The 25,785-nt window shown below is 69.1% G+C and carries 29 protein-coding genes; 13 read left to right on the plus strand and 16 right to left on the minus strand.

Annotated elements, in window-relative coordinates; all coding sequences use genetic code 11:
- Positions 1–89 precede the first annotated feature (89 nt).
- Together folP and AB0M14_RS23315 are read left to right on the plus strand one after the other, a co-directional pair.
- Complete coding sequence (gene folP / locus AB0M14_RS23310) at positions 90–974, plus strand: dihydropteroate synthase (RefSeq protein WP_364998221.1); 885 nt, start codon at positions 90–92, stop codon at positions 972–974.
- The gene (locus tag AB0M14_RS23315) at positions 971–1,879 is read left to right on the plus strand and encodes a glucosyl-3-phosphoglycerate synthase (RefSeq protein WP_364998223.1); all 909 of its coding nucleotides are present in this window, start codon (positions 971–973) and stop codon (positions 1,877–1,879) included. Before folP ends, AB0M14_RS23315 begins: the two co-directional genes overlap by 4 nt.
- Here AB0M14_RS23315 and AB0M14_RS23320 read toward each other — a convergent pair.
- The 5 genes from AB0M14_RS23320 to sigE form a co-directional block, all read right to left on the minus strand.
- Positions 1,876–2,736: a hypothetical protein gene (locus AB0M14_RS23320; RefSeq protein ID WP_194815309.1), complete on the minus strand. Its 861-nt coding sequence runs from the start codon at positions 2,734–2,736 to the stop codon at positions 1,876–1,878. The genes AB0M14_RS23315 and AB0M14_RS23320 overlap by 4 nt on opposite strands.
- A 68-nt stretch (positions 2,737–2,804) precedes the next feature.
- On the minus strand, positions 2,805–3,209 hold the full coding sequence (gene tatB, locus AB0M14_RS23325; protein WP_364998226.1) for a Sec-independent protein translocase protein TatB: 405 nt from the start codon (positions 3,207–3,209) through the stop codon (positions 2,805–2,807).
- A gap of 33 nt (positions 3,210–3,242) precedes the next feature.
- On the minus strand, positions 3,243–4,781 hold the full coding sequence (locus tag AB0M14_RS23330) for a trypsin-like peptidase domain-containing protein (RefSeq protein ID WP_364998228.1): 1,539 nt from the start codon (positions 4,779–4,781) through the stop codon (positions 3,243–3,245).
- A 10-nt stretch (positions 4,782–4,791) separates the two neighbouring features.
- A complete protein-coding gene (locus AB0M14_RS23335) occupies positions 4,792–5,184 on the minus strand; it encodes a zf-HC2 domain-containing protein (RefSeq protein WP_364998230.1) in 393 nt (130 codons plus the stop codon).
- Positions 5,185–5,269: 85 nt separating this feature from the next.
- On the minus strand, positions 5,270–5,941 hold the full coding sequence (sigE, locus tag AB0M14_RS23340; RefSeq protein ID WP_364999037.1) for an RNA polymerase sigma factor SigE: 672 nt from the start codon (positions 5,939–5,941) through the stop codon (positions 5,270–5,272).
- A 274-nt stretch (positions 5,942–6,215) separates the two neighbouring features.
- On the opposite strand from sigE, the gene AB0M14_RS23345 reads away from it, so the two are divergent.
- From AB0M14_RS23345 to AB0M14_RS23355, 3 genes are read left to right on the plus strand one after another with little or no spacing between them, the layout of a single operon-like run.
- Positions 6,216–6,848: an O-methyltransferase gene (locus AB0M14_RS23345; RefSeq protein ID WP_364998232.1), complete on the plus strand. Its 633-nt coding sequence runs from the start codon at positions 6,216–6,218 to the stop codon at positions 6,846–6,848.
- Between the two features lie 59 nt (positions 6,849–6,907).
- Positions 6,908–7,153 carry a hypothetical protein gene (locus AB0M14_RS23350; protein WP_364998234.1) on the plus strand — a complete coding sequence of 82 codons (246 nt, stop codon included), beginning with the start codon at positions 6,908–6,910 and terminating at the stop codon, positions 7,151–7,153.
- A 24-nt stretch (positions 7,154–7,177) separates the two neighbouring features.
- Positions 7,178–7,471, plus strand: a complete 294-nt coding sequence (locus AB0M14_RS23355) for a hypothetical protein (RefSeq protein ID WP_364998236.1) — start codon at positions 7,178–7,180, stop codon at positions 7,469–7,471.
- Here the strand turns inward: AB0M14_RS23355 and glgC are convergent.
- Positions 7,468–8,682 (minus strand): glucose-1-phosphate adenylyltransferase, encoded by a 1,215-nt coding sequence (gene glgC / locus AB0M14_RS23360; RefSeq protein ID WP_364998238.1) that lies wholly within the window; start codon positions 8,680–8,682, stop codon positions 7,468–7,470. The genes AB0M14_RS23355 and glgC overlap by 4 nt on opposite strands.
- Positions 8,683–8,811: 129 nt before the next feature.
- Between glgC and glgA the strand changes: the two genes are divergently transcribed.
- The gene (gene glgA / locus AB0M14_RS23365; RefSeq protein WP_364999039.1) at positions 8,812–9,969 is read left to right on the plus strand and encodes a glycogen synthase; all 1,158 of its coding nucleotides are present in this window, start codon (positions 8,812–8,814) and stop codon (positions 9,967–9,969) included.
- On the opposite strand, the gene AB0M14_RS23370 is transcribed toward glgA, so the two are convergent.
- From AB0M14_RS23370 to AB0M14_RS23410, 9 genes are all read right to left on the minus strand, one after another.
- Positions 9,966–10,853, minus strand: coding sequence for a methyltransferase domain-containing protein (locus AB0M14_RS23370; RefSeq protein ID WP_364998240.1), 888 nt, complete (start codon positions 10,851–10,853; stop codon positions 9,966–9,968). The genes glgA and AB0M14_RS23370 overlap by 4 nt on opposite strands.
- Positions 10,840–11,007, minus strand: a complete 168-nt coding sequence (locus tag AB0M14_RS23375; RefSeq protein ID WP_011211259.1) for a DUF3117 domain-containing protein — start codon at positions 11,005–11,007, stop codon at positions 10,840–10,842. The genes AB0M14_RS23370 and AB0M14_RS23375 overlap by 14 nt, the downstream gene beginning before the upstream one ends.
- A gap of 103 nt (positions 11,008–11,110) precedes the next feature.
- Positions 11,111–11,746, minus strand: coding sequence for a DNA-3-methyladenine glycosylase I (locus tag AB0M14_RS23380; RefSeq protein WP_364998242.1), 636 nt, complete (start codon positions 11,744–11,746; stop codon positions 11,111–11,113).
- Complete coding sequence (locus AB0M14_RS23385; RefSeq protein WP_364998244.1) at positions 11,743–12,201, minus strand: DivIVA domain-containing protein; 459 nt, start codon at positions 12,199–12,201, stop codon at positions 11,743–11,745. The genes AB0M14_RS23380 and AB0M14_RS23385 overlap by 4 nt, the downstream gene beginning before the upstream one ends.
- A gap of 74 nt (positions 12,202–12,275) precedes the next feature.
- A complete protein-coding gene (locus AB0M14_RS23390; protein WP_364998246.1) occupies positions 12,276–13,412 on the minus strand; it encodes an Mrp/NBP35 family ATP-binding protein in 1,137 nt (378 codons plus the stop codon).
- 20 nt (positions 13,413–13,432) lie between these two features.
- Positions 13,433–14,278, minus strand: coding sequence for a lytic murein transglycosylase (locus AB0M14_RS23395; RefSeq protein ID WP_364998248.1), 846 nt, complete (start codon positions 14,276–14,278; stop codon positions 13,433–13,435).
- A 103-nt stretch (positions 14,279–14,381) separates the two neighbouring features.
- The gene (locus AB0M14_RS23400) at positions 14,382–15,533 is read right to left on the minus strand and encodes a lytic murein transglycosylase (protein WP_364998250.1); all 1,152 of its coding nucleotides are present in this window, start codon (positions 15,531–15,533) and stop codon (positions 14,382–14,384) included.
- Between the two features lie 351 nt (positions 15,534–15,884).
- Complete coding sequence (locus AB0M14_RS23405) at positions 15,885–16,478, minus strand: DUF1003 domain-containing protein (protein WP_364998252.1); 594 nt, start codon at positions 16,476–16,478, stop codon at positions 15,885–15,887.
- Positions 16,471–17,757, minus strand: a complete 1,287-nt coding sequence (locus AB0M14_RS23410) for a CBS domain-containing protein (RefSeq protein ID WP_364998254.1) — start codon at positions 17,755–17,757, stop codon at positions 16,471–16,473. Before AB0M14_RS23410 ends, AB0M14_RS23405 begins: the two co-directional genes overlap by 8 nt.
- A gap of 64 nt (positions 17,758–17,821) precedes the next feature.
- On the opposite strand from AB0M14_RS23410, the gene AB0M14_RS23415 reads away from it, so the two are divergent.
- From AB0M14_RS23415 to AB0M14_RS23425, 3 genes are read left to right on the plus strand one after another with little or no spacing between them, the layout of a single operon-like run.
- Complete coding sequence (locus tag AB0M14_RS23415) at positions 17,822–18,748, plus strand: CoA ester lyase (RefSeq protein ID WP_364998256.1); 927 nt, start codon at positions 17,822–17,824, stop codon at positions 18,746–18,748.
- 54 nt (positions 18,749–18,802) lie between these two features.
- Positions 18,803–19,294 carry a general stress protein gene (locus AB0M14_RS23420; RefSeq protein ID WP_364998258.1) on the plus strand — a complete coding sequence of 164 codons (492 nt, stop codon included), beginning with the start codon at positions 18,803–18,805 and terminating at the stop codon, positions 19,292–19,294.
- A gap of 2 nt (positions 19,295–19,296) precedes the next feature.
- Positions 19,297–19,878, plus strand: a complete 582-nt coding sequence (locus tag AB0M14_RS23425; RefSeq protein WP_364998259.1) for a suppressor of fused domain protein — start codon at positions 19,297–19,299, stop codon at positions 19,876–19,878.
- 3 nt (positions 19,879–19,881) lie between these two features.
- Here AB0M14_RS23425 and AB0M14_RS23430 read toward each other — a convergent pair whose 3' ends face one another.
- Positions 19,882–20,958: a magnesium and cobalt transport protein CorA gene (locus tag AB0M14_RS23430; protein WP_364998260.1), complete on the minus strand. Its 1,077-nt coding sequence runs from the start codon at positions 20,956–20,958 to the stop codon at positions 19,882–19,884.
- Positions 20,959–21,084: 126 nt separating this feature from the next.
- On the opposite strand from AB0M14_RS23430, the gene AB0M14_RS23435 reads away from it, so the two are divergent.
- From AB0M14_RS23435 to AB0M14_RS23450, 4 genes are all read left to right on the plus strand, one after another.
- Complete coding sequence (locus tag AB0M14_RS23435) at positions 21,085–21,939, plus strand: PHP domain-containing protein (RefSeq protein ID WP_364998262.1); 855 nt, start codon at positions 21,085–21,087, stop codon at positions 21,937–21,939.
- Positions 21,936–22,202 carry a hypothetical protein gene (locus tag AB0M14_RS23440; RefSeq protein WP_364998264.1) on the plus strand — a complete coding sequence of 89 codons (267 nt, stop codon included), beginning with the start codon at positions 21,936–21,938 and terminating at the stop codon, positions 22,200–22,202. Before AB0M14_RS23435 ends, AB0M14_RS23440 begins: the two co-directional genes overlap by 4 nt.
- A 63-nt stretch (positions 22,203–22,265) precedes the next feature.
- Positions 22,266–24,068, plus strand: a complete 1,803-nt coding sequence (locus AB0M14_RS23445; RefSeq protein WP_364998266.1) for an FAD-binding protein — start codon at positions 22,266–22,268, stop codon at positions 24,066–24,068.
- A gap of 483 nt (positions 24,069–24,551) precedes the next feature.
- The gene (locus AB0M14_RS23450; RefSeq protein WP_364998268.1) at positions 24,552–25,748 is read left to right on the plus strand and encodes an NADP-dependent malic enzyme; all 1,197 of its coding nucleotides are present in this window, start codon (positions 24,552–24,554) and stop codon (positions 25,746–25,748) included.
- The last annotated feature ends 37 nt before the right edge of the window (positions 25,749–25,785 follow it).

The raw sequence follows: 25,785 nt of genomic DNA on the forward strand, positions 1-25,785 counted from the left end.
ATCGACCCCAGCCCCGGGCGCGCACGCGCGCCCGGGGCTCGTTCGTACCGTAGATCTTGGTGCGCCGCCCGCTGGGTACAGTCAAGGTCATGTTCAGCCCCGCCGTGACGCCGCTTCCGACGCTCTGCGGCAGACCGGTACAGACCGATCGGGCACTGGTGATGGCGATCGTGAATCGCACCCCCGATTCCTTCTATGACCGGGGCGCCACCTTCAGCGACGCCGCCGCGATGGACGCCGTCGCCCGCGCGGTGGACGAAGGCGCCGATCTGGTCGACATCGGCGGGGTCAAGGCGGGTCCGGGCAATCTGGTGGACGCCGAAGAGGAAGCCCGCCGGGTCGTGCCGTTCGTCGCGGCCATCCGTGGCAAATACCCCCAGTTACTGATCAGCATCGATACCTGGCGGGCCGAGGTGGCGCGGGCGGCGGTCGCGGCGGGCGCGGACCTGATCAACGACACCTGGGCCGGCGCGGACCCCGATCTGGTGCGGGTAGCGGCGGAAACGGGCACGGGAATCGTGTGCAGCCACACCGGCGGCGCGATCCCGCGGACCCGCCCGCATCGCGTCCGGTACGACGATGTGGTCACCGAAGTGACCCGGACCGTGGTCGATGCCGCCGAGCAGGCGCTCGCGGCGGGGGTGCGGCGGGATTCGATCCTGATCGATCCGACCCACGATTTCGGGAAGAACACTTATCACGGGCTCGAGTTGTTGCGGGCAGTAGACGTTCTCGTAAATACCGGATGGCCAGTCTTGATGGCGCTGAGCAACAAGGATTTCATCGGGGAGACTCTAGGTGTCGGGCTATCCGAACGATTGGAGGGCACATTGGCAGCAACCGCCTGGTCGGCCGCTGCGGGCGCCCGCGTCTTCCGCGTCCACGAAGTCGCCGCGACCCGCCGCGTAGTCGACATGATCGCCGCTATTCAGGGCATCCGGCCGCCCGCGCACACCCTGCGAGGTCTGGTATGACGATCAATACCTGGGACAACCCGGAGTGGCCGGTCGACGAACTGGTCGCCGCCAAGGACGGCCGCACCGTCTCGGTGGTGCTGCCCGCCTTGAACGAGGAAGCCACCGTCGCCGACGTGGTCGCCAGTATCCGCCCGCTGCTGGGCACCCTGGTCGATGAGCTGATCGTGCTCGACTCCGGCTCCACCGACGCCACCGCCGAACGCGCCCGCGCGGCCGGCGCGGAGGTCGTCACCCGCGAACAAGCCGTCCCCGAGCTGGAGCCGGTGCCCGGCAAGGGCGAGGTGCTGTGGCGCTCGCTGGCCGTCGCGAGCGGCGACCTCATCGCCTTCGTCGATTCCGATCTGATCGACCCGGACCCGGCCTTCGTCCCGAAACTGCTGGGCCCCTTGCTGACCGTCGACGACATGCAACTGGTCAAGGCCTACTACCGCCGCCCGCTGCGGCAGGGCGGCGAGGTCGAGGCGCACGGCGGCGGGCGCGTCACCGAACTCGTGGCCCGCCCGCTGCTGGCCGCGCTGCGTCCCGAACTATCCCAGGTGCTGCAACCCCTGGGCGGCGAGTACGCGGGCAGCCGGGAACTTCTCACGTCGGTCCCCTTCGCCCCGGGCTACGGCGTCGAGATCGGCCTGCTCCTGGACACTTACGACCGCCTCGGCCTGGAAGCCATCGGACAGGTCAACCTGGGCGTCCGCACCCACCGCAACCGGCCCTTGGCCGACCTGGGCGTGATGTCGCGCCAGATTCTCGGCACGGTCCTCGGCCGCAGCGGCGTCGAGGACTCCGGCGCCGCCCTCACGCAATTCCCGATGATCGGCGACGCGTTCACCCCGCAGAGCACCGAGGTCTCGCTCACCGACCGCCCCCCGATGAACACGCTCCGCCCGACGCGCGTCGCCGCCTAGCGGCGGGTGCGCGGGGCCATGACGCGTGAGTCGGACGGATCGTGCCGGTAGACCGGCGTGAGCAGATCGGCGTCGACCGGCTCGCCGGTGCCGCGGTCGTAGCGCACCGCGATCAGGACCGAGAACAGATGATTGGCGGCTCGCTCGTGCAGGGTGGCCAGGCGCGTGGCCAGCAGCCGGATGGCGCCCAGGGATCCGGGCGGGTGCAGGCCGTCGATGATCAGGCAGGTGCCGCGGCCGTCCGGGCGGGGCAGGCGGGCCAGATACGCGATGTCGTGCGGCTCGGGACCGCCGGGACGATAGACCCGCCGGGCGGCCCGATCCTCGATGCCGCGGCGGGCGTCACCGGCGCGGGCGACGGCGCGGCGCAGGCGCGGGTCGGCCGCGATGAGCTGGCGCAGGCTGGGGGAGAGCTCGGGACCGCCGACGATGATCAGTCCATCGCGGTTCAGATCGATCGGGCGGCCGGGCAGGAAATGTTCGACGGTCGCGCTGAACCCGAGCTCGTGCAGCAGCTCGGCCAGGCGTCCCGCCGCGGTGGCGTCGGGCGCGCCCAGCACGCGCCCGGCCCGCACTTCGGGTGCGATCACCGTGATCGGGCCGTGCCCGAAGAACAACCCTTCCGGCGCCGGACCCTGCGTGCTCACCTGATGGATGCGGGCGCGGGAAAGACCCGCGGCCGCACCGATTCTGGCGAAGGTCCAGCCCTCGGCATGTAGTTCCCTGATCACAGCTCTGCGGATGCGGGTCAGTTCGTTGATGGTCTGCTGGGCCGCCGCTACCCCGTCGGTCGCCGCTTTGAGCCGCTCGACCTTGTCCTCGATAGCGAAGACCCGTGCCACGTCATCGGCCGACATGTGCGAAGTCTAGACAGCTGGACAGCGTCAGGTGTCTAGATCGCTTGACGCCGGTGACCTTGCTGCGGCTATGTCGCGTCGCTGTCGATCGGCGGATTCTCGTTGCGCTCCAGCGGTTTCTGCGGCTTCGGCATGGGGTAATCCGGCATCTTCGTGCTGTCCCGAAGATCTCCGACGGCGCCGTCGATGTCCTTGAACACCGAATCATCGCCGCCCAGCAGATGTTTGGTGACCACCGCGCGCGGCGTCATGCCGCGCAGCTCGTTCAGCTCGGCCAGCGGCTTGCGCAGATCGTCGAACTCCGGCCCCAGCTCCTGCTTGAGCTGGGTGGTCGCACCGCTGGCGTAATCACGCACCTGACGCAGGCTGCGCGTGGTCCAGCGAACCGCGCCGGGCAGACGCTCCGGGCCGAGGATCACGAGGGCTGCGACAAGCAAGATGACCATCTCGCTCCAGCCGATGTTGCTGAACACGGATCCAACGATACCTGGAGCTCAGGCCGCTTCTCAGTCCGACTCGAGGGTGACCGGCACGTCCACCTGCCTGCCATCGCGGATCAACTGCACGTTCACCCGCTCGCCGATCTTGTGCTGCTGCACCGCGACCGTCAGTTCCTCGGGCCCGGTGACCTCCCGGTCCCCGACCTTGACGATCACGTCGCCCTCGACGATCCCGGCCTTGGCGGCGGGACCGCCCGGCTCGACATCGGCGACCGCGGCGCCGCTCATCACCTCGTTGGCGACCGTCTTGGTGCGCGCGGACAGGCCGATCTTCGCGTGGTGCATCTGCCCGTCGCGGATCAGCGTCTGCGCCACCGTGGTCACCACGTCGGCCGGAATGGCGAAGCCGAGGCCGACCGAACCGCCGGACTCACTGCGGATCGCGGTGTTGATGCCGATCAGCCGGCCCTGCATGTCGACCAGCGCGCCGCCGGAGTTACCCGGATTGATCGAGGCGTCGGTCTGCACGGCGTCGATGACCGCGTTGGTGTCGCTGCCCTCACCGGCCAGCTTCACCGGCCGATGCAGCGCGCTGACGATGCCGGAGGTGACGGTCTTGCTCAGGCCCAGCGGCGAACCCACGGCCAGCACGTCGTCACCGACCTGCACGTCGGCCGACTTGCCGATCTCCGCGACTGTGAGGTTCTTCACATCGACCTTCAGGACCGCCAGGTCGGTCTTCTGATCCCGGCCGACCAGCTGCGCGGGCACCCGGCTGCCGTCGGAGAAGGTCACCTGGATGACGGCGCGATTGCTCTTGTCCTGTGCGGCCATCGAGATCACGTGGTTGTTGGTGACCACGTAGCCGGCGCCGTCGATCACCACGCCGGAACCGGTGGCGCCGTTGTCGCCGACCGTGACCCGGATCGAAACCACCGACGGCAGCACGGCATTGGCGACCTTGGAGATCTGGCCGTGCGGCTGCTCCTGTGAAGCGCCCTGTTCCAGGGTGACCTTGCGGGAGGTCAGGGTCTGACCGGTCTCGGCGGTCAGGCGGCCCACCAGGCCACCGACCAGGCCGATGCCGAGCGCGACCACGGCGAGCAGCGCCAACGCCTTGGGCGCGACCCGGGAGCCGAACAGCACCTCGCGGGCACCGAGTTTGCGGGACTGCGGCAGCGCTTCCGGCTCCGGCGTCTCGACCGCGGGCGCGCCGAGCCGAGCCGGCGCGTTCGGATCGCGCCACGGATCGGCCGGACCGGCGACCGCGGTATTCGCGTCGTCGGCGTCGGGATCGCGCTGCAACAGTTCATCGGAGCCCTCGGGCCGGCCGAAAGCCTCGGCGAGGACCGAATCCGGCGGCCGGTTCTGCAATTCCGGGCCGAGCTGCGGCGTGGAATTCGCGGCGCCGCGGGGTGAATTCGCGGCGAAGGAACCGGCCAGGCCGGCAGGCCTGCGGAATGTCGACGCGGTGTGCGTATCGACATGCGGGCGATAAACCGGTCTTGGGCCCAATACGGGCGCATCTGACGGCCTCAGGTTCCCCCTGTTGGCCGCCGAATCGTTGGTGTCGGCCGATCCGGTGTTCTGCGATTCGGTGGTCACGCGTGAAACTCTACTTGCGCCACCACTGTGCCCACCGGGTCGCGGTGAACGAATCCGGAAGAAAACCGAAAACTGCCTCGCCACGGGCATTTCCTGGCGCGGAATGTGTCGGCTGATCGGCGGCGGGACCGGATGCCGGTCCGGCGCCGGGCAATTCGCCGAGCGGGATCCGGCTCAGGCTGTCGTGCAGGCGGTGGGGAATCTGGATCGGGCCGGACTGGCGCAATGCGACGCGCGCCTGCTGCTGCGCGTCCACCTCGGCCGCGCACTCGGGGCACTGGGCCAGATGCTGGGCGGCGCGCAGATAAGCGTTCATCCGCAGCTCGCCATCGACATAGGCGGCGATCGCCTCGCTCGCCAAATGCTCGGTGGGGCGGAAACGCGGCCTAGCTTCGCCACTCATTCGGTGCTCACCCTTCCGACCGACGACATCCATGTGCTGGCGGTGCTGCCGGCCGCCGAAGCCGACTGTCGGTTCGGTGCCCGGTTCACCCAAGGCTCGTGGCGGCGGTGACCCGCTGCCCAGCTCCATTATGCGCAAGGTGGTCGCGCAATGCCTGACGGCCGCGGTGGATCCGGCTGCGCACGGTGCCCAGCTTGACCCCCAGGGTCGCGCCGATCTCCTCGTAGGACAGGCCCTCGATGTCGCAGAGCACGACCGCGGCGCGGAACTCCGGGGCCAGCGCGTCCAGGGCGGACTGCAGCTCGGGATCCAGGCGGGCGTCGTGGTAGGCGTCTTCGGGGGTGGGGCCGTCGGCGGGCACCCGGTCGTAGTCCTCGGGCAGCGCCTCCATGCGGATGCGGTTGCGCCGGCGGACCATGTCCAGGAACAGGTTGGTGGTGATGCGGTGCAGCCAGCCCTCGAAGGTGCCCGGCTGGTAGTTCGACAGGGAGCGGAAGACGCGGATGAAGGTTTCCTGGGTCAGATCCTCGGCGTCCTGGGCATCGCCGGACAGGCGGTAGGCCAGCCGGTAGACGCGGTCGGCGTGTTCCCGGACCAATTCGTCCCAGGAGGGCATGACCGAGCGATCTCCGGTGGCGTCGAAGGCGGCGGTGCCGCTCAGCTCTTCCTCGGGGATCTCCACCGCGTCCGAATCGAGCGAAATTACCTGCTCAGGCAGGGTGGACTGTTCGGGAACGTCGATGGAGTGCCCCGACAGCGCCGCAAACGAACCTTTGACCATGTGGATGGGGCTACCTCCTACTCGGGACCGTAAACACTGGACGGTCATGGATTAACAACCGACAACCTGTATGTCGTTGTTCCCGCATCCGGTGTTAAAAGCGGTCGTCTGGTCTTGCGTTGCCCCTACTCTTTACTGCCCTTGTATGCCGCGGGTATGGAGATCCTGAGGGTCAGCTGAGAAACTAGGCGGGGTGAAAACCGTGTTGTCACAACGCCGATAACGCGGTGTCCGCACTAGCCTCTTAGGCGTGGCATCGAATCTGGAGCAAAATCTCGCCTACGTGGAGGAATCCGTGGTGGAGGACGAGATACTCGTCAGCGCGCGGGAACGGGCCACCGAGCTGGGCGCGGCGCCGGTACCGCCGTCGGTAGGGGCATTGCTGAGCATGTATTCCCAGCTGCTCGGGGCCCGCGCGGTCGTCGAGGTGGGGACCGGGGCGGGGATCAGCGGGCTGTGGCTGCTCGACGGCATGCGCGAGGACGGCACGCTCACCACGATCGATTCCGAGCCCGAGCACCAGCGCGCCGCCAAGGAGGCTTTCCGCACCGCCGACATTCCGCCCGCGCGGACCCGGCTGATCAACGGCCGCGCCCTGGACGTGCTGCCCCGGCTCGCCGACGGCGCCTACGACCTGGTCTTCATCGATGCCGCGCCGCTGGAGCATCCGCAGTATGTCGAGCAGGCGGTGCGGCTGCTGCGCCAGGGCGGTGCGATCATCCTGCACAACGCGCTGCTCGGCGGGCGGGTTCCCGATGTGGCACAACGGGATCCGGCGACGCAGGCGGTGCGGGCGGCGACCCGCGCCATCGCCGAGGACCCGGAATTGACCAGTGTGCTGATTCCGGTCGGCGACGGGTTGCTCTGCGCGTCACGCGGCTGATTCCCCGGCTCGGCAGGGGGTATCCGGCAACCACATATCGAGGTTGCAGAGGTTTCAGCATGACGTGGCAGCGCGGGTCCGAATTCGTCGAAGGTGTGCACGTAGGGCAGATCGCCACCGAGAAAACGATCCCTTATTGGTTGATGATGGTTTTGGCCGTAGTCGGTTTCATGGTCGTGCTGGCGGTGATTGTGCTTGTGTTGGTCAGCAACGCCGATTTCGACACCGGACCGACGAAAGCGCCGCCGCCGCCGGGAACCTGCGCACCGTTCTGCACCGAACCCGCCGGACCCCCGCCTGGGTGACGCCACAGGGAGAAAGCCAGTGATATGTGGGAGGGCTGGGAAGAAGAGCAGCAGGCCCGCAGGCGCCGCTATTACGAGCAGCAACAGCCGCCGCCCGAGCCGGTCTACGACCCCGGATACGACGACGGCAATCGCGGCGGCGACCGTCAGACCGACTGGGCGGGCGCGACGATCGTGTTCCTCCTGCTGCTGCTCGCCGCGATCGTGCTGCTGGTGCTGGTGGTCACCGCCGACTTCGGCGACAGCTCCAAGACCACGGTGCCGCGCACGCCCGGGCCCTGCGCTCCGTTCTGCACCGGCCAGCCGCCGCCTCCCTAGACCCAGACGCCCTTGCCGACGGTGACGACGCCGCCGTTGCTGATGGCGAACCGCTCCCGGTCCCGCTCCAGATCCACGCCGATGATCTCGCCCTCGCCGACGACGACGTTCTTGTCCAGGATCGCCCGGCGCACCACCGCGCCGCGCCCGATCCGCACGCCCGGCATCAGCACGCTGCCCTCGACGGTCGCGCCGTCGTCGACCATGACATTGGCGGAGAGCACCGAATTGCGCACGGTGGCCGCGGACAGAATGCTGCCCGCGCCGACGATCGACTCCTGCGCCAGCCCGCCCTGCGCGAACTTGGCCGGCGGCAGGTTCTCGGCGGCGCCGCGGATCGGCCAGTGCCGGTTGTAGAGGTTGAACACCGGGTGCACCGACACCAAGTCCATGTGCGCCTCGTAGAAGGCGTCGATGGTGCCGACATCACGCCAGTAGCCGCGGTCGCGGTCGGTGGCGCCGGGCACCTCGTTGTCGGCGAAGTCGTAGACCGCGGCCGCGCCCGCGGCGACCAGCGCCGGGATGATGTCGCCGCCCATGTCGTGGTCGGAATCGTTGTCCTCGGCATCGGCGCGGATCGAGTCCACCAGCACCTTGGTGGTGAACACGTAGTTGCCCATGGACGCGAAGGTGACGTTCGGATCGTCTGGCGTGCCGGGCGGGTGCGCGGGTTTCTCCAGGAACTGGGTGATCCGGCCGGTCTCGTCGGAATCGATGCAGCCGAACGCGCCGGCCTCGCTGCGCGGCACCCGGATACCCGCGACCGTCACGCCCGCCCCGGACTTGATGTGGTGCGAGACCATCTGCTCCGGATCCATCCGGTACACATGGTCGGCGCCGAAGACCACGATGTACTCCGGGTCCTCGTCCTGGATCAGATTCAGCGACTGCATGATCGCGTCGGCGCTGCCGGTGTACCAGCGCGGCCCCAGCCGCTGCTGGGCGGGCACCGGCGTGATGTATTCGCCCCCGAACCCGGACAGCCGCCAGGTCTGGGAGATGTGCCGGTCCAGCGAGTGCGATTTGTACTGGGTGAGCACGCACAGCCGCAGATAGCCGGCGTTGACCAGATTGCTGAGTACGAAGTCGATGAGGCGGTAGGCGCCGCCGAAGGGGACGGCCGGTTTGGCGCGGTCCGCGGTGAGGGGGAACAGTCGCTTGCCCTCGCCACCGGCGAGCACGATCCCGAGTACGTGCGGCTGGCTCCTCACACCTGCCAAACTACCGTGAAGTACCGGTGCAAGTGGCCCGAGCTGAACCGAGCGTCTAGTTTGAACTGGGTGAGTTTCGGCACGGATGGGGGAGTCTTCGCGGCGGGCCAGGACGGGCTCCGGGTCGCGATGCTGACTCGTGAATACCCGCCGGAGATCTACGGCGGGGCCGGCGTGCACGTCACCGAGCTGACCGCCCGACTACGGGCGCTGTGCGATGTCACCGTGCACTGCATGGGTGTCGCACGGACGGATGCCGTTGTGCATCAACCCGATCCATTGCTCCAGGAATCCAATCCGGCGTTGCGGATGATGTCGGCGCAGCTGCGCATGGCCGACGCCGCCGGGCACGTGGACGTGGTGCACTCGCACACCTGGTACACCGGCCTGGCCGGGCATCTCGCCGCCACCCTCTACGGCATTCCGCACGTGCTGACCGCGCATTCGCTGGAGCCGCGCCGGCCCTGGAAAGCCGAACAGCTGGGCGGCGGCTACCGGCTCTCGTCCTGGTCCGAACGCAACGCGGTGGAACAGGCCGACGCCATCATCGCGGTCAGCGACGGCATGCGCGGCGACGTCCTCGACGCCTATCCGGCCGTCGATCCGGATCGCGTGCACGTCGTCCGCAACGGCATCGACGCCACGCTGTGGCGGCCCGGCCCCCCGGCGCCCGGGGTCCGGCCGATCCTGACCGAACTGGGGGTGCGCACTGACCGGCCGATCGTGGCCTTCGTCGGGCGGATCACCCGGCAGAAAGGCGTCGGGCATCTGCTCGCCGCCGCCCGCGATTTCGACCCGGATATTCAACTGGTGCTGTGCGCGGGCGCGCCAGACACCCGGGAACTCGAAGTGGAAACCGCGGCCGCGGTCGACGAACTACAGCGCGTCCGGGGCAATGTGTACTGGGTCCGGGAAATGCTGCCCACCGAGCAGATCCGGCAAATTCTCTCGGCGGCAACCGTTTTCGTGTGTCCGTCGGTTTACGAGCCGCTGGGCATCGTGAATCTGGAGGCGATGGCGTGCGCGACCGCGGTCGTCGCCTCCGATGTCGGGGGAATTCCGGAGGTGGTCGCCGACGGCGGCACCGGGCGGTTGGTGCGTTACGACCCGCGGGAGCCCGAAGCCTACGAGCGCGGCCTGGCCGCGGCGGTCAACGAGGTCGCGGGCGACCCGGCGCTGGCCGCCCGGTTCGGGGCGGCCGGACGCGCGCGGGCGATCGCGGAATTCGACTGGGCCCGGATCGCGGAGCACACCGTCGCGGTCTACGACCTGGTGCGCAAGATCTAGGCGTGCCCGTAGGACGAGACGGTCACCGAGGCCGTCACCTCGAGCGACGCCGGCAGCGCCGAGTGATCGCGCCCTTCGTCATGGAATGCGGAGGGGCCCATTCCGACGACATTCGCGATATCGGCGCGGTCGAGTTTCATCGGATAGTCGACCACGACGCGGTCCAGGAGTTCGAAATGTCCGGCCATCGACTCGCTGAGCCTGCGGTCCTTGTCCGGATCGACGGTGACCAAGCCCAGCGGTCCGACCAGTTCGGCCAGATGGCGGGGGGTCGGCGTGGCCACGACGAAACGGCCGTCGGCGCGCAGCACGCGCGCGACCTCGGCGGGATTGCGCGGGGCGAACACCGAGAGGACCCGGTGCACACTCTCGTCGCGCAGCGGTAAACCGCGCCAGGCGTCCGCCAGGACCGCCGCGGCCCGGGGGTGGGCGCGCGCCGAACGCCGGACCGCGGCTTTGGCCACATCCAATGCCAGGCCCCGCGCCTCGGGAGCGGTGTCCAGCGTGCGGGCCAGGTAGTACCCGGTGCCCGCGCCGATTTCCAGGACGACGGCGGCCGGCTCGGTGGCCGGTGCTGAAGCGGCGCCGGCCACCGCGTCGGCGATGGCCGCGAAGTGTCCGCCGCCCTGGAAGGCGGCGCGGGCGTCCAGCATGGCTGCGGTGTCGCCGGTCATTTTGGTCGAAGCGCCGGTCAACAGGCTGACATAGCCCTGCTTGGCGAGGTCGAAGCTATGGCCCTGCCCGCAGCGCAGTGCTTCGATCCGCCCCGGCGGCGGGGCCGCCTTCGACCCCGATGTCCTGTCCCGCGGCTCCAGTGCGAGTCCGCATTCCGGGCAGGCCAGCAGGCCCGCCAGCTCAGCGAGAACCGGCCTAGCTGGTGACACTCTTCAATTCGTCACCGAGCGCTGCCGCCTCATCGGGCGTGAGTTCGACGACCAGACGTCCGCCACCCTCGAGTGGAACCCGCATCACGATTCCACGTCCTTCTTTGGTTGCCTCGAGGGGACCGTCCCCGGTGCGGGGCTTCATGGCCGCCATCCTCTGCTCCCTCCAGATCTGCGCGGTATTCCTGCGCACTTTCTTGGAACTCCAGTTGTCACCAACTAGCGAGCCCGCCGGCATTTGGCGAGCTACACCGCACCTATTCTTCCCTATCGCCGTTGTGGACGGATACCTGAGTTCGAAATGTGACCACGGGACCACTGTCGGGCACGTCACGTTTCACCCAGCAATCGCCGAGATGGTCGTCCACCATTCCGGTCGCCTGCATCAGTGCGTAGGCTGTGGTGGGCCCCACGAAACGGAATCCCCGGCGCTTCAATTCTTTTGCCAGAGCGACGGATTCGGCTGTGGTGGCGGGCACATCGGCGACGCTGCGTGGCCGCGGTCGCGGGGCCGGCGCGAAGGACCAGAGCAGCTCGTCCAAGCCGATGTCTAGATCGCCGGCAACCCGGGCGTTGGCGATCACCGCCTCGATCTTGAGCCGGTTCCGGACGATGCCCGCGTCGGCCATCAACCGGGCATAGTCGGTAGCGCCGAATCGGGCCACCCGTTCGATCTCGAAGCCCGCGAACGCGGCCCGGAAAGCGGGCCGTTTGCGCAGAATCGTGATCCAGGAAAGCCCCGACTGGAACGCCTCCAGGGACATCCGCTCGAACAGGGCGTCGTCGCCGTGCACCGGCTTACCCCACTCGTGATCGTGGTACTCGCGGTAGAGCTCGGAGCCCTCCGACCACGGGCAGCGGATCCGGCCGTCGGCGGCGAGTCCGGCGCTCACTGCTGATCGCGCGGCGGCGGGGCCGCCGGGTAGCCGTCGGTGTGGCGCTCGGGCGCCGGCCCGGACGGCGACGTCGGCGGACCTTCGAACACGGGCGCGCCGCGGCTCTTCTCGAGCCGCGGTCGCGCCTCGGGCTGGTGGTTGTTGGTGGCGGTGTGGTGCGGGGACGCGTAGCCGCGGGCGCGCGCCAACTCCACCTGTAACTCGTCGATGCGGGCGGCGAGGCGGGTCAGCGCCCAGTCCACCTCGCCGGCTTTGTAGCCGCGCACCACCTGCTGGAACCGCAGCGACCGCACATCCGCCCCGGTGATGCCCTCGGCGGGCAGCACCGTCGCGGTGGTGCCCTCCGGCAGCGGACCGAGTTCCTCCCCGCGCCCGAACACCGCGCTCGCCAGCAGGAACAGTACGGCGGCCACCAGGCCGACGATCAGCACGTAGAGAAGCAGCGTGAGCATGCGTTCGAGCTTATTGGCATGGGCCGACAACCGGTACGGGTCACCCCGGCGGAAATCGGTCCTGGCGCTCGCTGTTACAGGTGGCGGGTGGTGTCGATGCCGAGCGACATGCCCGCGAGGCCGCGGCGGCGGACGGCGAGTTTGTCGGCGACTTCGAGCAGGGCCTTGGCGGCCGGGCTCTCCGGATTGCGCAGCACGATGGGCGTGCCGTCGTCGCCGGCCTCGCGCAGTTCCTGCTCGATCGGGATCTGGCCGAGCAGCGGCACCGAGGCGCCCACCGCGCGGGTGAGGTTGTCGGCGACGATCTGTCCGCCGCCGGCGCCGTAGAGCTCCATGCGCGAGCCGTCGGGCAGATCCATCCAGGACATGTTCTCCACGACGCCCGCGATGCGCTGCCGGGTTTGCAGAGCGATCGAGCCGGCCCGCTCGGCGACCTCAGCGGCCGCTGGCTGTGGCGTGGTGACGACCAGGATCTCCGCGTTCGGAATGAGCTGGGCGATGGAGATGGCGACGTCGCCGGTGCCCGGCGGCAGGTCCAGCAGCAGGATGTCCAGGTCGCCCCAGAAGACGTCGGCCAGGAACTGCTGCAGCGCGCGGTGCAGCATCGGGCCGCGCCACACCACCGGGGTGTTGCCCTGGGTGAACATGGCGATCGAGATGACCTTCACGTCATGGGAGATCGGCGGCATGATCATGCGCTCGACCTGGGTGGGCCGGGCGTCGGTGCCGAGCATGCGGGGCACCGAGTGACCGTAGATGTCGGCGTCGAGGACGCCGACGGACAGTCCGCGCGCCGCCATGGCGGCGGCGAGGTTGACGGTGACGCTGGATTTTCCGACGCCGCCCTTACCCGAGGCGACCGCGTAGACGCGGGTCAGCGAGCCGGGCTGGGCGAAGGGAATGACCGGGTCGGCGGAATCGCCGCGCAACTGCTTGCGCAGGTTGGTCCGCTGCTCGTCGTCCATGACGTCGAGCTCCACGGTGACCGTGCCGACGCCGGGTACGTCCGCGACCGCCTTGCTCACCCGCTGGATGATCTCGGTCCGCAAGGGGCAGCCCGCGGTGGTCAGGTAGACCTCGATATGGACATTGCTGTCGGCATCGATCGCGATGCTTTTCACCATGCCCAGTTCGGTGATCGGTTTGCGGATCTCCGGGTCGTCGACCTTTGCGAGGGCGCCCCGCACGTCCGCTTCCGTAAACACTGGCATAGCAGTGAATTTTAGGCGGGTCAGATTTTCGGCAGGTCGGCAGGCTTCGGGGCGACCCCGGTGTTGTAGGAGTTGGCCCACGCCATGACGTTGGCGACGTAGGCCATGGAGTTGTTGTAGCGCAGGATGGCGCGGGTCTGCTGGCCCAGATCGCGCATGTTCAGACCGCCGTGGCAGAGGTACTTGCCGGCGGTCAGCGCGGCGTCGTAGAGGTTCTGCGGGTCGGCGATACCGTCGTTGTTGCCGTCGGCGGCGAAGCGCTTCCAGGTTTCGGGCAGGAACTGCATCGGGCCGATGGCACGGTCGTAGCCGCCGAGGCCGTCGAGCTCGCCGGCGTCGCTGTCGTGGATGACATTGTTGCCGTAGAGGCTGCCGTCGAGCACCGGCCCGTAGACGGGGCTGAGCGGATTGCCGGCGTTGTCGGCCTTGCCGCCGAACGCGTGCGTGGACTCCACCCGCCCGATGCCGGCCAGCATGGACCAGGACATGTTGCAGGTCGGATTCTCCGCGTGCAGCACCTGCTCGGCGTTCTGGTAGGCCGCGATGGCGACGCCCGGGATGCCGGCCTGGGCCGGCAGCGTGGACTTTTCCCGATCATTGGGCAGTGCAACGGTTTTGACCACCGGCGGCGTGCGATGGCCCTGCTTGGCCACGGCGTGCATCTGCTCGGCGGGGTCGGGCTCCGCGGGCTTGGCGGCCAGCGGGTCCAGCTCGCCCTCGGAGAACTGCTGAATGGCTGCGATTTCCCCGGTGTCCAGATCGGAGGTTGCTCCTACGGCCATGAGGCCGGCGGGAACCAAGCCGGTTAGTGCGAGAACGGAGCTGCGCCTGACGGTCGCAGGCGATTTCTTACTGTGACGCCCCACTTGCGGTGATCCTCCTGCAGCGACGAGCTGTTGTGGACCACACGAGGTTACCGCATTCGAGACCTTTTTGTTACTCCTTCGTGACCTGTGTTTATGTTTGGAATCAGCCCGCGGGCAAAGGGATAACAATATTGAACGGAAGCGTTATCGCGGGCGGTGCGACCGGCGCGGGCTCGGCGGGAGCGGGCGCGGGCGGCTCCGCCAGCGCCGGCTCGGGCACCGGTGCGGCCTCCGGTTGCGCGGGTGCGGGCGGCGGTGCGGGCGCGGCGGGCGTAGCCTGTTCGGCGGGCTGCGCCGGCGTGCACACGGGCTGCTTCGGCTCGGCTGGACCGGGCTCGGTCTTGCCGAGTTCGGTCGCGCCGTAGGTCTGCGGCGTATTCGGGTTCGCCTGCTCGATCGGGCGCGCCATCGGCGCCGGAACCGACTCGGCCACACACTGATCGGCCGGCGGCGGTACGGGCGCCGGGCAGAAGATCCCGCACGGGATCGGCGGTAGGCCAGGCAGATAGATCATCACCTCGGTCGGCGTCGGCGCCGCCGGGGTCACGGCCGGCGTCTCCGCCGGCTGCTCGGGGGTGGCCGGCGGTTTGGTGTTGGCGGCCACCATGTCCGGGCCCGCCTGGATCGGCGAGGTTCCGGGCGGGATCAGCCCGGGCGAGATCGGGACCTGGCTCGGGCTGCCGCCGGTGCGGTAGGCCGTCGACCAGCTCAGCACGTTGGCGGCGTAGGACATCGAGTTGTTGTAGCGCAGCACCGCGCGCAATTCCTGTTGCGGGTCGCGCAGATTCATCCCGCCCGAGCACAGGTACTTGCCCGCGGCCAGCGCCGCGTCGAAGACATTGTGCGGATCGGACACGCCGTCGCCGTTGCCGTCGGCGGCGTAGAGGCTCCAGGTGCCGGGCAGGAACTGCATCGGGCCGAGCGCGCGCACGTAACCGCCGTCGGCGGCCTTGATGATCTCGTTGCCCGGCAGTGTCCCGTCCAGGGCGGGGCCGAAGATCGGGGTGACGGTGGTGCCGGCGGCGTCGGTGCGGCCGCTGCTGGCGTGCCCGGACTCGATGCGGCCGATGCCGGCCAGCAGGTTCCAGGAGACGCCGCAGCCCGGCGCCGAAGATTCCAGCGCCAGTTCGGCATTGCGGTAGGCGGCGAGCACGATCTCCGGAATGCCCAGGGCGCCGCCGGTGGCCGGCAGGGCGATGTCGCGCAGCGGGATCAAGCCGGCGAACGGCGCGACGCCGTCGGTGGGCGGTGTCATTGCTGTCAGTTTGCGAGGAGTTTCCGGAGCGACCGGAAGAAGACCGACTGTCCGGGACAGTTGTGCCTCACTGTCGGTGGCTGCGGTGTTGCCCAAGCCTTTCGAGGTGGCGAGCAACGCCTCCGGCGCGGTGGGCGGCGCGGTATCGGTAGTGGAATGAGTAGTCGATCCGGTAGCGACGAGACCCGCGACGACCAGGGCCGACACGGTTATTGGGGCAGATCTGCGCATTCGGCCACACCAATCCTCTACGTCGTGGGAGCGAGGCCGGGCCATCCCCTGCCCGCCCGCCCCTCGGGACAACGGTGTCTAGGTTACCCATCAGTCAGGTGATTCAGTGCACATTTCCGGTCAATCGTCAGCAACTGGAGGCGAAATCGGTCCCTGCGCCTGCTTTCTCCCGGAGGTTTTCTTGCGGCGTGTCTTCGGCTGTGCCGGGTGCACCGTGCCGGCGGCGGCCTCGATCCGATCCAGCACCTCGCGCATTTCCTCGAGTTCCCGGCGCAGGTAGTCGCGGGTGGCGACGTCACCGACCGCGATCCGCAGGGCCGCGAGTTCGCGCGCCAGGAACTCCGTGTCGGCCTTCGTCTGGGCCGCGCGAGTCCGGTCCTCCTCCAAGGAGACCCGGTCCCGGTTGTCCTGCCGGTTCTGGGCCAGCAGGATCAGCGGCGCGGCGTAGGCGGCCTGGGTGGAGAACGCGAGGTTCAGCAGGATGAACGGGTACGGGTCCCAGCGCAACGACACGGCGAAGACGTTGAGCAGGATCCAGATGATGACCACGATGGTCTGAATCGCCAAATAGCGTCCGGTGCCCAGGAATCGGGCCACCCGCTCACTGCTGCGCGCCAAAGCCTCGGCATCCCAGTCCAATCGGAACCGGGACTCCAAGGGGGTTTCCAAACGCTGCCTGGCCGAAGTCTTCTCGCTGATCCGCTTCTCACTCATGGATGCGAACCTCCCCGAGCGCCTGCTCCTGCTCGCGCCAGTCCTCGGGCAGCAGGTGATCGAGCACGTCGTCGACGCTGACCGCGCCGAGCAGATGGTTCTCCGCGTCCACCACCGGACCGCAGACCAGGTTGTAGGTCGCGAAGTAGCGGGTCACCGCGGCCAAGGGCACTTCCGGCCGCAACGGGGTCAGATCCGAGTCCAGAATGCCGCCGACCAGATGCGCTGGAGGTTCGCGCAGCAGCTGCTGGATATGCACACAGCCGAGATAGCGGCCCGTCGGCGTGGCGGTGGGCGGCCGCACCACGAACACCATGGAAGCCAGGGCCGGGGTCAGATCCGGATTGCGCACGCGGGCCAGCGCTTCGGCGACTGTGGTGGCGGGGGTCAGGATGACCGGCTTCGGCGTCATCAAGCCGCCCGCGGTGTCGGGGGAGTGCTCGAGCAGCCGGCGGACCGGTTCGGACTCCTCCGGATCCATCAGCGCGAGCAGCGATTCGCGTTCGCCGGTGGACAGTTCGCCCAGCAGGTCGGCGGCGTCGTCGGGGTCCATCGCCTCGAGCACGTCGGCGGCGCGGCCGACTTCGAGGTGACCGAGCAGGTCGACCTGATCGTCGTCGGGAAGCTCCTGCACCACATCGGCGAGTCGTTCGTCGTCGAGGGCCTCGGCGACTTCGATGCGGCGCTTCTCGGGTAGCTCGCGCAGCAGGTGCGCGACGTCGGGGGCGCGCATGCCCTCGAACTGGGCGAGCAGCTGGGTGACGTCCTGTCCGGGCCGGCCCACCTCGTAGGGGGTGAGTCCGCTGACGCGCGACCAGTCGACCACGTGCACGGTGCGGCGGCGGCCGATGCGCCGGTGCCCGCGTACCGCGACCCGCGCCACCAGCCAGTCCCGGGTTCTCGACTGTTCGATGGCGAGATCGACGACGAAGACGTCGACCCCGGCGAGGTCCGGCAGGTCGGGATCGTCGACGCGCACCGCCGAGTCCACGATCTGGGCCAGGGCGAGCAGTTCGCCCGCCCGTTGCGCGAAGCGGCGCAGGCTGACCGTGCCGGTGTTGAGGGTCACCACGCCGGGTTCGATGCCGGTCACCCGCAGCATGGGCACGAAAATCCGGCGGCGGGTGGGCAATTCGACGACCAGGCCGTGCACGCGGGGCTGTTGCCGGTCATAGCGAATCGCCACTACGACGTCGCGGATCCGGCCGATAGACTCCCCGTCCGGTCCCAGCACCACCAGGCCGGCCAGCCTGGCGACGTACACCCTGGTTGCTGCCATGCTAGCCAGGCTAAGGGTTCGCGGCGCTCTCTCGTACCACGCCACGAGCCCTGGAAGGAGATCTATGAAGCCGCGCCGTTCCGTGCTCGCCGTACCGGGCAGCAACCCGAAGATGATCGAGAAAGCCAAGGGGCTGCCGGTCGACGAGGTGTTCCTCGACCTGGAGGACGCGGTGGCGCCGGTGGCCAAGGCGCAGGCCCGCGCCAATATCGTGGCCGCGCTCAATGATTCGGGCTGGGGCTCGCAGTTGAAGGTGGTGCGGGTCAACGACTGGAGCACGCAGTGGACCTATGCCGACGTGATCACCGTGGTCGAGGGCGCGGGCGCGTCGATCGACGCGATCCTGCTGCCGAAGGTGACCGACGCGGGTCAGGTGCGCGCGCTGGATCTGCTGCTCACCCAGCTGGAGCTGGCCCAGGAGCTCGAGGTAGGCCGCATCGGCATCGAGCCGCAGCTGGAGAACGCGCTGGGGTTGCGCAATATCGATGCCATCGCGACCGCGAGCCCGCGGGTGCAGGCGCTGGTCTTCGGCCCGGCGGACTTCATGGCCAGCATCAACATGCGCACGCTGGTGGTCGGGGAGCAGCCCGAGGGCTACGACACCGGTGACGCTTATCACCACATTCTGATGACGATTCTGCTCACCGCTCGCGCCCACGGCCTGCAGGCCATCGACGGCCCGTATCTGCAGATCCGCGACGTCGACGGTTTCCGGCGGGCCGCCGCGCGCACCGCCGCCCTCGGATTCGACGGCAAATGGGTGCTGCACCCCGGTCAGGTCGACGCCTGCAATGAGATCTTCAGCCCGCGCCAGGCCGATTACGACCGGGCCGAGGAGATATTGGCGGCCTACGCCTTCCACACCTCCGCCGCGGGCGGCGCTCGCGGCGCGGTCATGCTCGGCGACGAGATGATCGATGAGGCGAGCGCGAAAATGGCGCAGGTGATCGCGGAAAAGGGGCGGGTCGCCGGTATGACGCGTTCCACGTGAAGAGAGCCGCGTTTCACATCACCGCAGCACCGGTCGGAATAGCAGAATAGAGATATGACGAATCCCTTGGGGAACGCGAATCGCCGTGGTCAAGGCCTCCCGACGCCGCCGTCGGGCTGGCCGGTCGGCTCCTACCCGACCTATGCCGAGGCGCAGAAGTCCGTGGACTATTTGGCCGACAACAACTTCTCGGTGCAGGACGTGACGATCGTCGGTGTCGACCTGATGCAGGTCGAGCGGGTGCTGTACCGGTTGACCTGGGGCAAGGTCATCGGCGGCGGTATCGCCTCGGGCGCCTGGCTCGGCCTGTTCATCGGCCTGCTGCTGAGCCTGTTCAGCCCGAACGGCTCGATGGCGCCGCTGGCGGTCGGTCTCATCGGCGGCATCATCTTCGGCTTGATCACCACGGCCATCCCGTACGCCGCGACGAAGGGCCAGCGCGACTTCGCCTCCAGCATGCAGTTGGTGGCGGGCCGCTACGACGTGCTGTGCGATCCGAAGTCGGCCGAGCAGGCCCGCGACATGCTGGCGCGGCTGGCCATCTGAGCATGGATGTGGTGCAGAAGGTCCGGACCGGGGTGCTGGAACACTTCGGTGTGGACGCGGCCGGAGTCGATTCCGCCTCGGTGACGTTCCTCGGCCTGGAGCCGATCGAGATCCTGCGGATCGTGGACGGCGACCTGGTCCATTACGCGACGCTCGGCGGATCCCGCACGCCCATGGGCGATCCCGGTGACGTGCTGGCCGACCCGGTGCGGGGGCCGCGCGCCGAGCTGGTGCTCACGATGCGGGCGGGGACCGGCGCGGCGTCCGGCCTGGCCCGCTCGCTGGGCGTGCTGGCTGCCACGCCCGCGGTGGAAGGCGTTGTGCTGCAAGCGGACGCGCTGCTCGATCTGGGCGAGTCGCTGTGGGTGAACGCGCCGTTCACCGCGGTTCTGCTGGGCGACAGCGAGATTCCCGAGGTCGTGCTGCCCGATCCGGCCGAGCCGGTGCGCTATCTGACGGTCACGCCGGTCACCGCGACCGAAGCGGCCTGGGTGCGGGTGCGTGGCGCGCAAGCCCTGCGCGACGCCTGGGCCGAGGCCGGCATCGATGTCCACGATCCGGCGAGAGGCGCTGCGTCGCTGTAGGTTTCACAACCACTTGCGGCGGCGGAAGTTGATGTAGAGCACGGTGCAGCCGCCGACGATGACGGTCCAGACCACCGGATAGCCCCACGGCTGACGCAGTTCGGGCATGAAGTCGAAATTCATGCCGTAGATGCCCGCGACCATGGTGGGCCAGGCCGCCATCGCCACCCACGCCGAGATCTTGCGCATGTCGGTGTTCTGCTGCACGCCGATCTTCGCCAGGGCCGCGGAGACCAGTTCGCTCAGCGACTCGTCGTAGTCGGCGATGCGATCGTTGACGGCGGTGTGATGGTCGGCCACGTCGCGCATGTAGCGGCGAATCTCCTTGGGCAGCGGGGTATCCGGGCTCTGGCTGAGCACCTGCAACGGAATCTGCAAGGGCGCCACCGCGCGCCGCAGCTCCACCACCTCGCGCTTGAGCTGATAGATCGCCTCGATGGTGACCAGGTTGTTCGGGGTGAACACCTGCTCTTCCATCTCGTCGATATCGTTCTCGACAGCTTCGGAGACCTCGATATAGGAATCGACGATGTGGTCGGCCACGGCGTGCAGCACCGAACCGGGACCGAGCCTGAGCAGCTCCGGCTGGGCCTCCAAAGTGCTCCGGACGCCGCGCAATTCGCCGTGGTCGCCGTGGCGGACGGTGACCACGAAGTCGGCTCCGGTGAACACCATGATCTCGCCGGTCTCCACGATCTCGCTGACCGAGTTCATCTCGTGCGGCACGTAGCGCACGGTGCGCATCACCAGGAACAGGGTGTCGTCGTAGCGTTCCAGCTTCGGTCGCTGCCGGGCGTGCACCGCGTCCTCGACGGCCAGGGGATGCAGGTCGAAGGTCTCCGCGATGTCGGCCATCTGCACCTCGTCCGGCTTGTGCAGGCCGATCCAGACGAAACCCGTGCCCCGGGAGCGCACTTCGGCGATGGCCTGCTTGTGGCTGTAGTGGCCGGGCAGGCGTTCGCCGTCGACGTAGACCCCGCAGTCGACCACCGCACGCGCGGTCGGCACCGGGATGCGCGGTAGCGGCACACCCGTGCGCGGCTGGCTCCGGAACGACGGTAGCGGGGGAATGGACGGCACGAATCAGATGCTACGTCGGTAACAGCCGCATACCGGTGATCACGGAAACAACCAGCACACGGGCCCACCCGCCGCCCGACCACCGCCCCCCACCGAATCGCTTTGCGATGCTGTAACTATTGATGAGTGCGCATCGATCTCCACACCCACTCGAACGCCTCCGACGGCACCGACACTCCGGCCGAACTCGTGCGCAATGCCGCCGCGGCCGGCCTCGACGTCGTCGCGCTCACCGACCACGACACCACCTCCGGGTGGGCCGAGGCGGTCGAGGCGCTCCCCGCGGGCCTGACGCTGGTGCGGGGCATGGAGATGTCGTGCGTCGGCCTCGGCGAGGACGGCTGGCCGGTGCCGGTGCATCTGCTGGCCTATCTCTTCGATCCCGCCGACGGCAGTTTCGCCGAGGAACGCGAACGGTTACGGGCCGAGCGGGTGGATCGGTTGCGCGCCATGGCCGAGCGGATGGCCGCCGACGGCCTGCCCATCGATCCGGACGCCGTGCTGGCCTCGGCCGGCGCCTCGGCCGGGCGCCCGCACCTGGCCCGAGCCCTGGTCACCGCGGGCGTCGTGCCGACGGTGGACGCCGCGTTCACCGACCTGCTCGCCCCGCACGGCCGCTACTACGCGGAGAAGGCCGATACGCCGCTGCGCCGCGCGGTGGAGATGATCGCCGCGGCGGGCGGGGTCAGCGTGCTCGCGCATGCCCGGGCGCGCAAGCGCGGCCGCATGCTGGCCCTGGACGACATCCGCGATCTGGCCACCCGCGGTCTGGGCGGGCTGGAGATCGATCATCCCGATCACAGCGCCGCCGACCGGGCGATCCTGAGCGAGCTGGCCGCCGAACTGGGTCTGCTCAGCACCGGCTCGTCGGATTATCACGGCGCGAACAAAACCATCCGCCTCGGTGCGCACACCACCGATCCGGTGCAATTCGAGCTTCTCGTCGGCAAGGCAAGCGGGGTGCCGGTGGTATCCCGATGAAGGTGCTGCGGGGTACCAGCGGCGTGGTCGCCGCGGGCACTTTCGTGCTGACGCTGGTGGTGGTCGCGACCGCTTTCATCGGCGCGCGGCGGGGATTCCCCGGTCCGGGCGGGGAATCCGTCGCCTGGCATGTGGGGACTTCGATCGTCGTTATTTCCGCACAAGTTTTTGCCGACCGGCGTCGTGGTTTGGCCGCGTTTTCCGGATCGATGGTTGTTTTCGTGGCGTCCGGATTATTGCTGTGGACTCAGTGGTGGAGCTGATAAAAGCGCAATAGTTATCAGCTCCGGTTGCGGCCGGATGAATTGTGGCCGAATATTTCATCTGTGAGTGCGATCGAGACGGACGTACTGGTTCTCGGCGGAGGCCCCGCCGGAGCTTGGGCCGCCGTCTCGGCCGCCGCGCGCGGCGCTCGCGTGGTGCTGGTCGACAAGGGGCGCTGCGGGGCCAGCGGGCCGACCGCCGCCGGGGTGGGCATCCTGTGGAACCTGCCGCCCGGCCCCGCTCGCGAGGAGGCGGTCCGCCAAGCCTTCGAGCAGGGCGGCGAGCTGGGTGATCCGGACTGGACGCACCGGGTACTCGAGGAGGCCCACAGGCGCGTCGATCAGTTGGCGCGCTGGGGTCAGCGCTTTCCCGCCGAACTCGGCGGCGCCCGGGTTCGCCTGGACGGCGCGAGTTATCTACGCCGGCTGCGGCGCCGGTTGCGGGAAGCCGGGGTGTGCGTCCTGGACCAGCATCCGGCGCTGCAACTGCTGGTGGACCGCGACGGTGTCGTAGCCGGCGCGACCGGTCTGCGACAGCACTTCCACAGCTGGACCGTGCACGCCGGCGCGGTAGTGGTGGCGACCGGCGGCTGTGCGTTCCTCTCCGGCGGCGCGGGCACCGAGGGGAACACCGGCGACGGGCTGCTGCTGGCCGCCGAAGCCGGTGCGCACCTCTCGGGCATGGAATTCTCCAGCGCCTATGGTTTGGCGCCGGTTTCGGTCGCACCGGCGCATCCGCTGCCTTCCGAGAAGCTCTACGACGGGAGCGGTGCGGTGCTCAGCGACGACTCGGCGGCGTTCGCCGAGATCGGGCAGGGCCGGCGCGTGTACGCCGCGCTCGACGACTTACCCACACACACGCGCAGCTGGTTGGCGCGGTCGGGCGCGGTGGATCCGGCGGGGCGGGTGCCGTTGCGCCCGGTGCTGGGCGGCACGGTCGGCGGCGCCGGCGGGCTCATGCTGACCACGCCGGAGTGCGCCACCACGGTTGCCGGGCTCTATGCCGCGGGCGCTGCCGCCACCCGGGAACCGATCATCGGCGCGGCCAGTGCTTTCGGCGGGCCAGGGGGGTCCTGGGCCATCGCCTCCGGTGTCTGGGCGGGTGCGGGTGCGGCCCGATTCGCCCTGGACCGGGGCATACCCGCGTCGCCGCGGCCGGTGCCGGGCGCGGGCCTGAGCACCCGGGCGCGCATCGATCCGCGGGCCGTGGTCGGCTTGGTGCAGGAGCACATGCTGCCGCTGCGCCGCAGCTACTGGCGCAGTGCGGGCAGCCTGCGCGACAGCATCGCCGAACTCGACGCGATGTGGCCCGGCGCGCAATTCGATCTCGGCGGCAGCGGCGCCGATCGACTGGCGGCGCGGCAGGCCGCGGCGCTGCTGGCGGTCGCGCGGTGGACGAAGTACAGCGCGCTGGCGCGGACCGAGAGCCGCGGCATGCACCTGCGCACCGATCACCCCGAGGCCGCCGCGGCTTGGCGGGCGCGGCTGGCCTCGGGCGGACTGGACCGGGTCTGGGTGCACGCCGACGCCGCGCCGCCCGGCGCGCCGGTGGCCGTCGTGCCCGCCGCCGCGGCGCGGGTGCCGCTGGGCCGCAGGCTGGACGGGTGGGCGCGCGAGGAGAGCGTCGAGCTCGATCCCGGCGTCCGGCGGTCCTCGGGCCAGGAGACCGTGTTGGCCGGCGCGCGGGCTGACGGCGCGGAACCGGCTGAGATCGCGGGGTTCCGGCGTAGTCCGGGGCAGGAGTCGGCTGCGGTCGCCGGGTTCCGGCGCAGTGCGGGGCAGGAGTCGGCGCTGGCCGGTTCGAGCGAGGCGGAGGCAGTGGCCAGCGACGAGCCCGCGGAGCCCACGACCGCGGTGGCGAGCTGAGGTCGTTCCGCACAGGCCGGACCGGACCGGCCGTCGGGTCTCTCACATCCGGACCCACCCGGACTGCGAGTTTCCCCTTACGTAGGGGTAATTCCCGGGTCTTACGCTCGGTGGATGGCGCGGCACCGGAGTTTCCCGACACCGGTTTGGCATGTCATCGGACCGGCTGGCAGAATGTTGCGGATTCCCCGCTCCGCCACCGCCGGGTACGGGAACCAAGGTGATCTCCGCCGCGCGACGCACCGTCGCACCCCGAGAGTCACGGGAGGCGGCAGCCTGCGTAACCACGCCGGCCGCCGCGGACACCGCCGAGAGTCAGCAGCGCCACAACATATTTCGATACCGCCGGGTAATAAGCAAGAATCCCTGAGGAATCGAAACATAGCGGTGCGCGCACTCGATGAGCGGTATGCAGCACCCTAATACCAATTACCCGGCGGTAACCGTCCCCCCGGATTGCCCGACCCGAGCAGGAGTGAAATCGTGTCACCTGTGACTGACGCACCGAATGCCACTGCGGCCCTTTCCGAAATCACCCAGGAAGAGATTTTCGCAGGCCATCTCGGCGGCAAACTCTCGGTCGAACTCGCGGCGCCGCTGGAAACCCAGCGCGACCTTTCGATCGCCTACACCCCCGGTGTCGCCCAGGTGAGCCGCGCCATCGCGCAGGACGCGGCGATGGCCAAGCAGTACACCTGGACCGACCGCTTGGTGGTCGTGGTCAGCGACGGCACCGCGGTGCTCGGTCTCGGTGACATCGGCCCGCGCGCCTCGCTGCCCGTGATGGAGGGCAAGGCGGCGCTGTTCAAGAAGTTCGCCGACCTGAACTCGATCCCGATCGTGCTCGACACCAAGGATGTCGACGAGATCGTGGAGACCATCATCCGGCTGCGCCCCAGCTTCGGCGCGGTCAACCTGGAGGACATCTCCGCCCCCCGCTGCTTCGAGGTCGAGCAGCGGCTGATCGAGGCCCTGGATTGCCCGGTCTTCCATGACGATCAGCACGGCACCGCCATCGTGGTGCTCGCCGCGCTCAACAACGCCGCCAAGGTGCAGGGCCGCGGTATCGACGGACTGAAGGTCGTGGTCTCCGGCGCCGGCGCGGCCGGTGTCGCGTGCACCAACATCCTGCTGGCCGCGGGCGTCAAGGACGTCACCGTGCTCGACTCCAAGGGCATCGTCAGCCGGGACCGCACCGATCTCAACGGTGTGAAAGCCGAACTGGCGCAGCGCACCAACCCGCGCGGCCTGAACGGCGGCGCGGCCGAGGCGCTGGCCGGCGCCGATGTGTTCCTGGGTCTGTCCGCCGGTCTGATCGCCGAGGAGCTCATCGCCTCGATGGCTCCCGAGGCGATCGTCTTCGCCATGTCCAACCCGGACCCGGAGATCCACCCCGACCTGGCCCGCAAGTACGCCTCGATCGTCGCCACCGGTCGCAGCGACTTCCCGAACCAGATCAACAACGTGCTCGCCTTCCCGGGCGTCTTCAAGGGCGCCCTGGACGCCGGCGCCCGCCGGATCACCGAGGGCATGAAGATCGCCGCCGCCAACGCCATCGCCGCCGTCGTCGCCGACGAACTGGGCCCGGAGAAGATCGTCCCCAGCCCGCTGGATCCGCGCGTCGCCCCGGCCGTCGCCGAAGCCGTCGCCGCCGCCGCGCGCGCCGAGGGTGTTGCCTGACAGCCACGTTCGCTGAACGAAGGGCCCCGTTCCATCA

The organism is Nocardia sp. NPDC051832 (genome assembly GCF_040681285.1).
Lineage (GTDB): Bacteria > Actinomycetota > Actinomycetes > Mycobacteriales > Mycobacteriaceae > Nocardia.

Excerpts from the sequence above, each read along its gene's own strand:
- folP (WP_364998221.1), top strand. The coding sequence starts at position 90 with ATGTTCAGCCCCGCCGTGACGCCGCTTCCGACGCTCTGCGGCAGACCG.
- AB0M14_RS23315 (WP_364998223.1), top strand. The coding sequence starts at position 971 with ATGACGATCAATACCTGGGACAACCCGGAGTGGCCGGTCGACGAACTG.
- AB0M14_RS23320 (WP_194815309.1), bottom strand. The coding sequence starts at position 2,736 with ATGTCGGCCGATGACGTGGCACGGGTCTTCGCTATCGAGGACAAGGTC.
- AB0M14_RS23335 (WP_364998230.1), bottom strand. The coding sequence starts at position 5,184 with ATGAGTGGCGAAGCTAGGCCGCGTTTCCGCCCCACCGAGCATTTGGCG.
- AB0M14_RS23350 (WP_364998234.1), top strand. The coding sequence starts at position 6,908 with ATGACGTGGCAGCGCGGGTCCGAATTCGTCGAAGGTGTGCACGTAGGG.
- AB0M14_RS23355 (WP_364998236.1), top strand. The coding sequence starts at position 7,178 with ATGTGGGAGGGCTGGGAAGAAGAGCAGCAGGCCCGCAGGCGCCGCTAT.
- glgA (WP_364999039.1), top strand. The coding sequence starts at position 8,812 with ATGCTGACTCGTGAATACCCGCCGGAGATCTACGGCGGGGCCGGCGTG.
- AB0M14_RS23375 (WP_011211259.1), bottom strand. The coding sequence starts at position 11,007 with ATGGCGGCCATGAAGCCCCGCACCGGGGACGGTCCCCTCGAGGCAACC.
- AB0M14_RS23385 (WP_364998244.1), bottom strand. The coding sequence starts at position 12,201 with ATGCTCACGCTGCTTCTCTACGTGCTGATCGTCGGCCTGGTGGCCGCC.
- AB0M14_RS23390 (WP_364998246.1), bottom strand. The coding sequence starts at position 13,412 with ATGCCAGTGTTTACGGAAGCGGACGTGCGGGGCGCCCTCGCAAAGGTC.
- AB0M14_RS23400 (WP_364998250.1), bottom strand. The coding sequence starts at position 15,533 with ATGACACCGCCCACCGACGGCGTCGCGCCGTTCGCCGGCTTGATCCCG.
- AB0M14_RS23405 (WP_364998252.1), bottom strand. The coding sequence starts at position 16,478 with ATGAGTGAGAAGCGGATCAGCGAGAAGACTTCGGCCAGGCAGCGTTTG.
- AB0M14_RS23410 (WP_364998254.1), bottom strand. The coding sequence starts at position 17,757 with ATGGCAGCAACCAGGGTGTACGTCGCCAGGCTGGCCGGCCTGGTGGTG.
- AB0M14_RS23415 (WP_364998256.1), top strand. The coding sequence starts at position 17,822 with ATGAAGCCGCGCCGTTCCGTGCTCGCCGTACCGGGCAGCAACCCGAAG.
- AB0M14_RS23420 (WP_364998258.1), top strand. The coding sequence starts at position 18,803 with ATGACGAATCCCTTGGGGAACGCGAATCGCCGTGGTCAAGGCCTCCCG.
- AB0M14_RS23425 (WP_364998259.1), top strand. The coding sequence starts at position 19,297 with ATGGATGTGGTGCAGAAGGTCCGGACCGGGGTGCTGGAACACTTCGGT.
- AB0M14_RS23440 (WP_364998264.1), top strand. The coding sequence starts at position 21,936 with ATGAAGGTGCTGCGGGGTACCAGCGGCGTGGTCGCCGCGGGCACTTTC.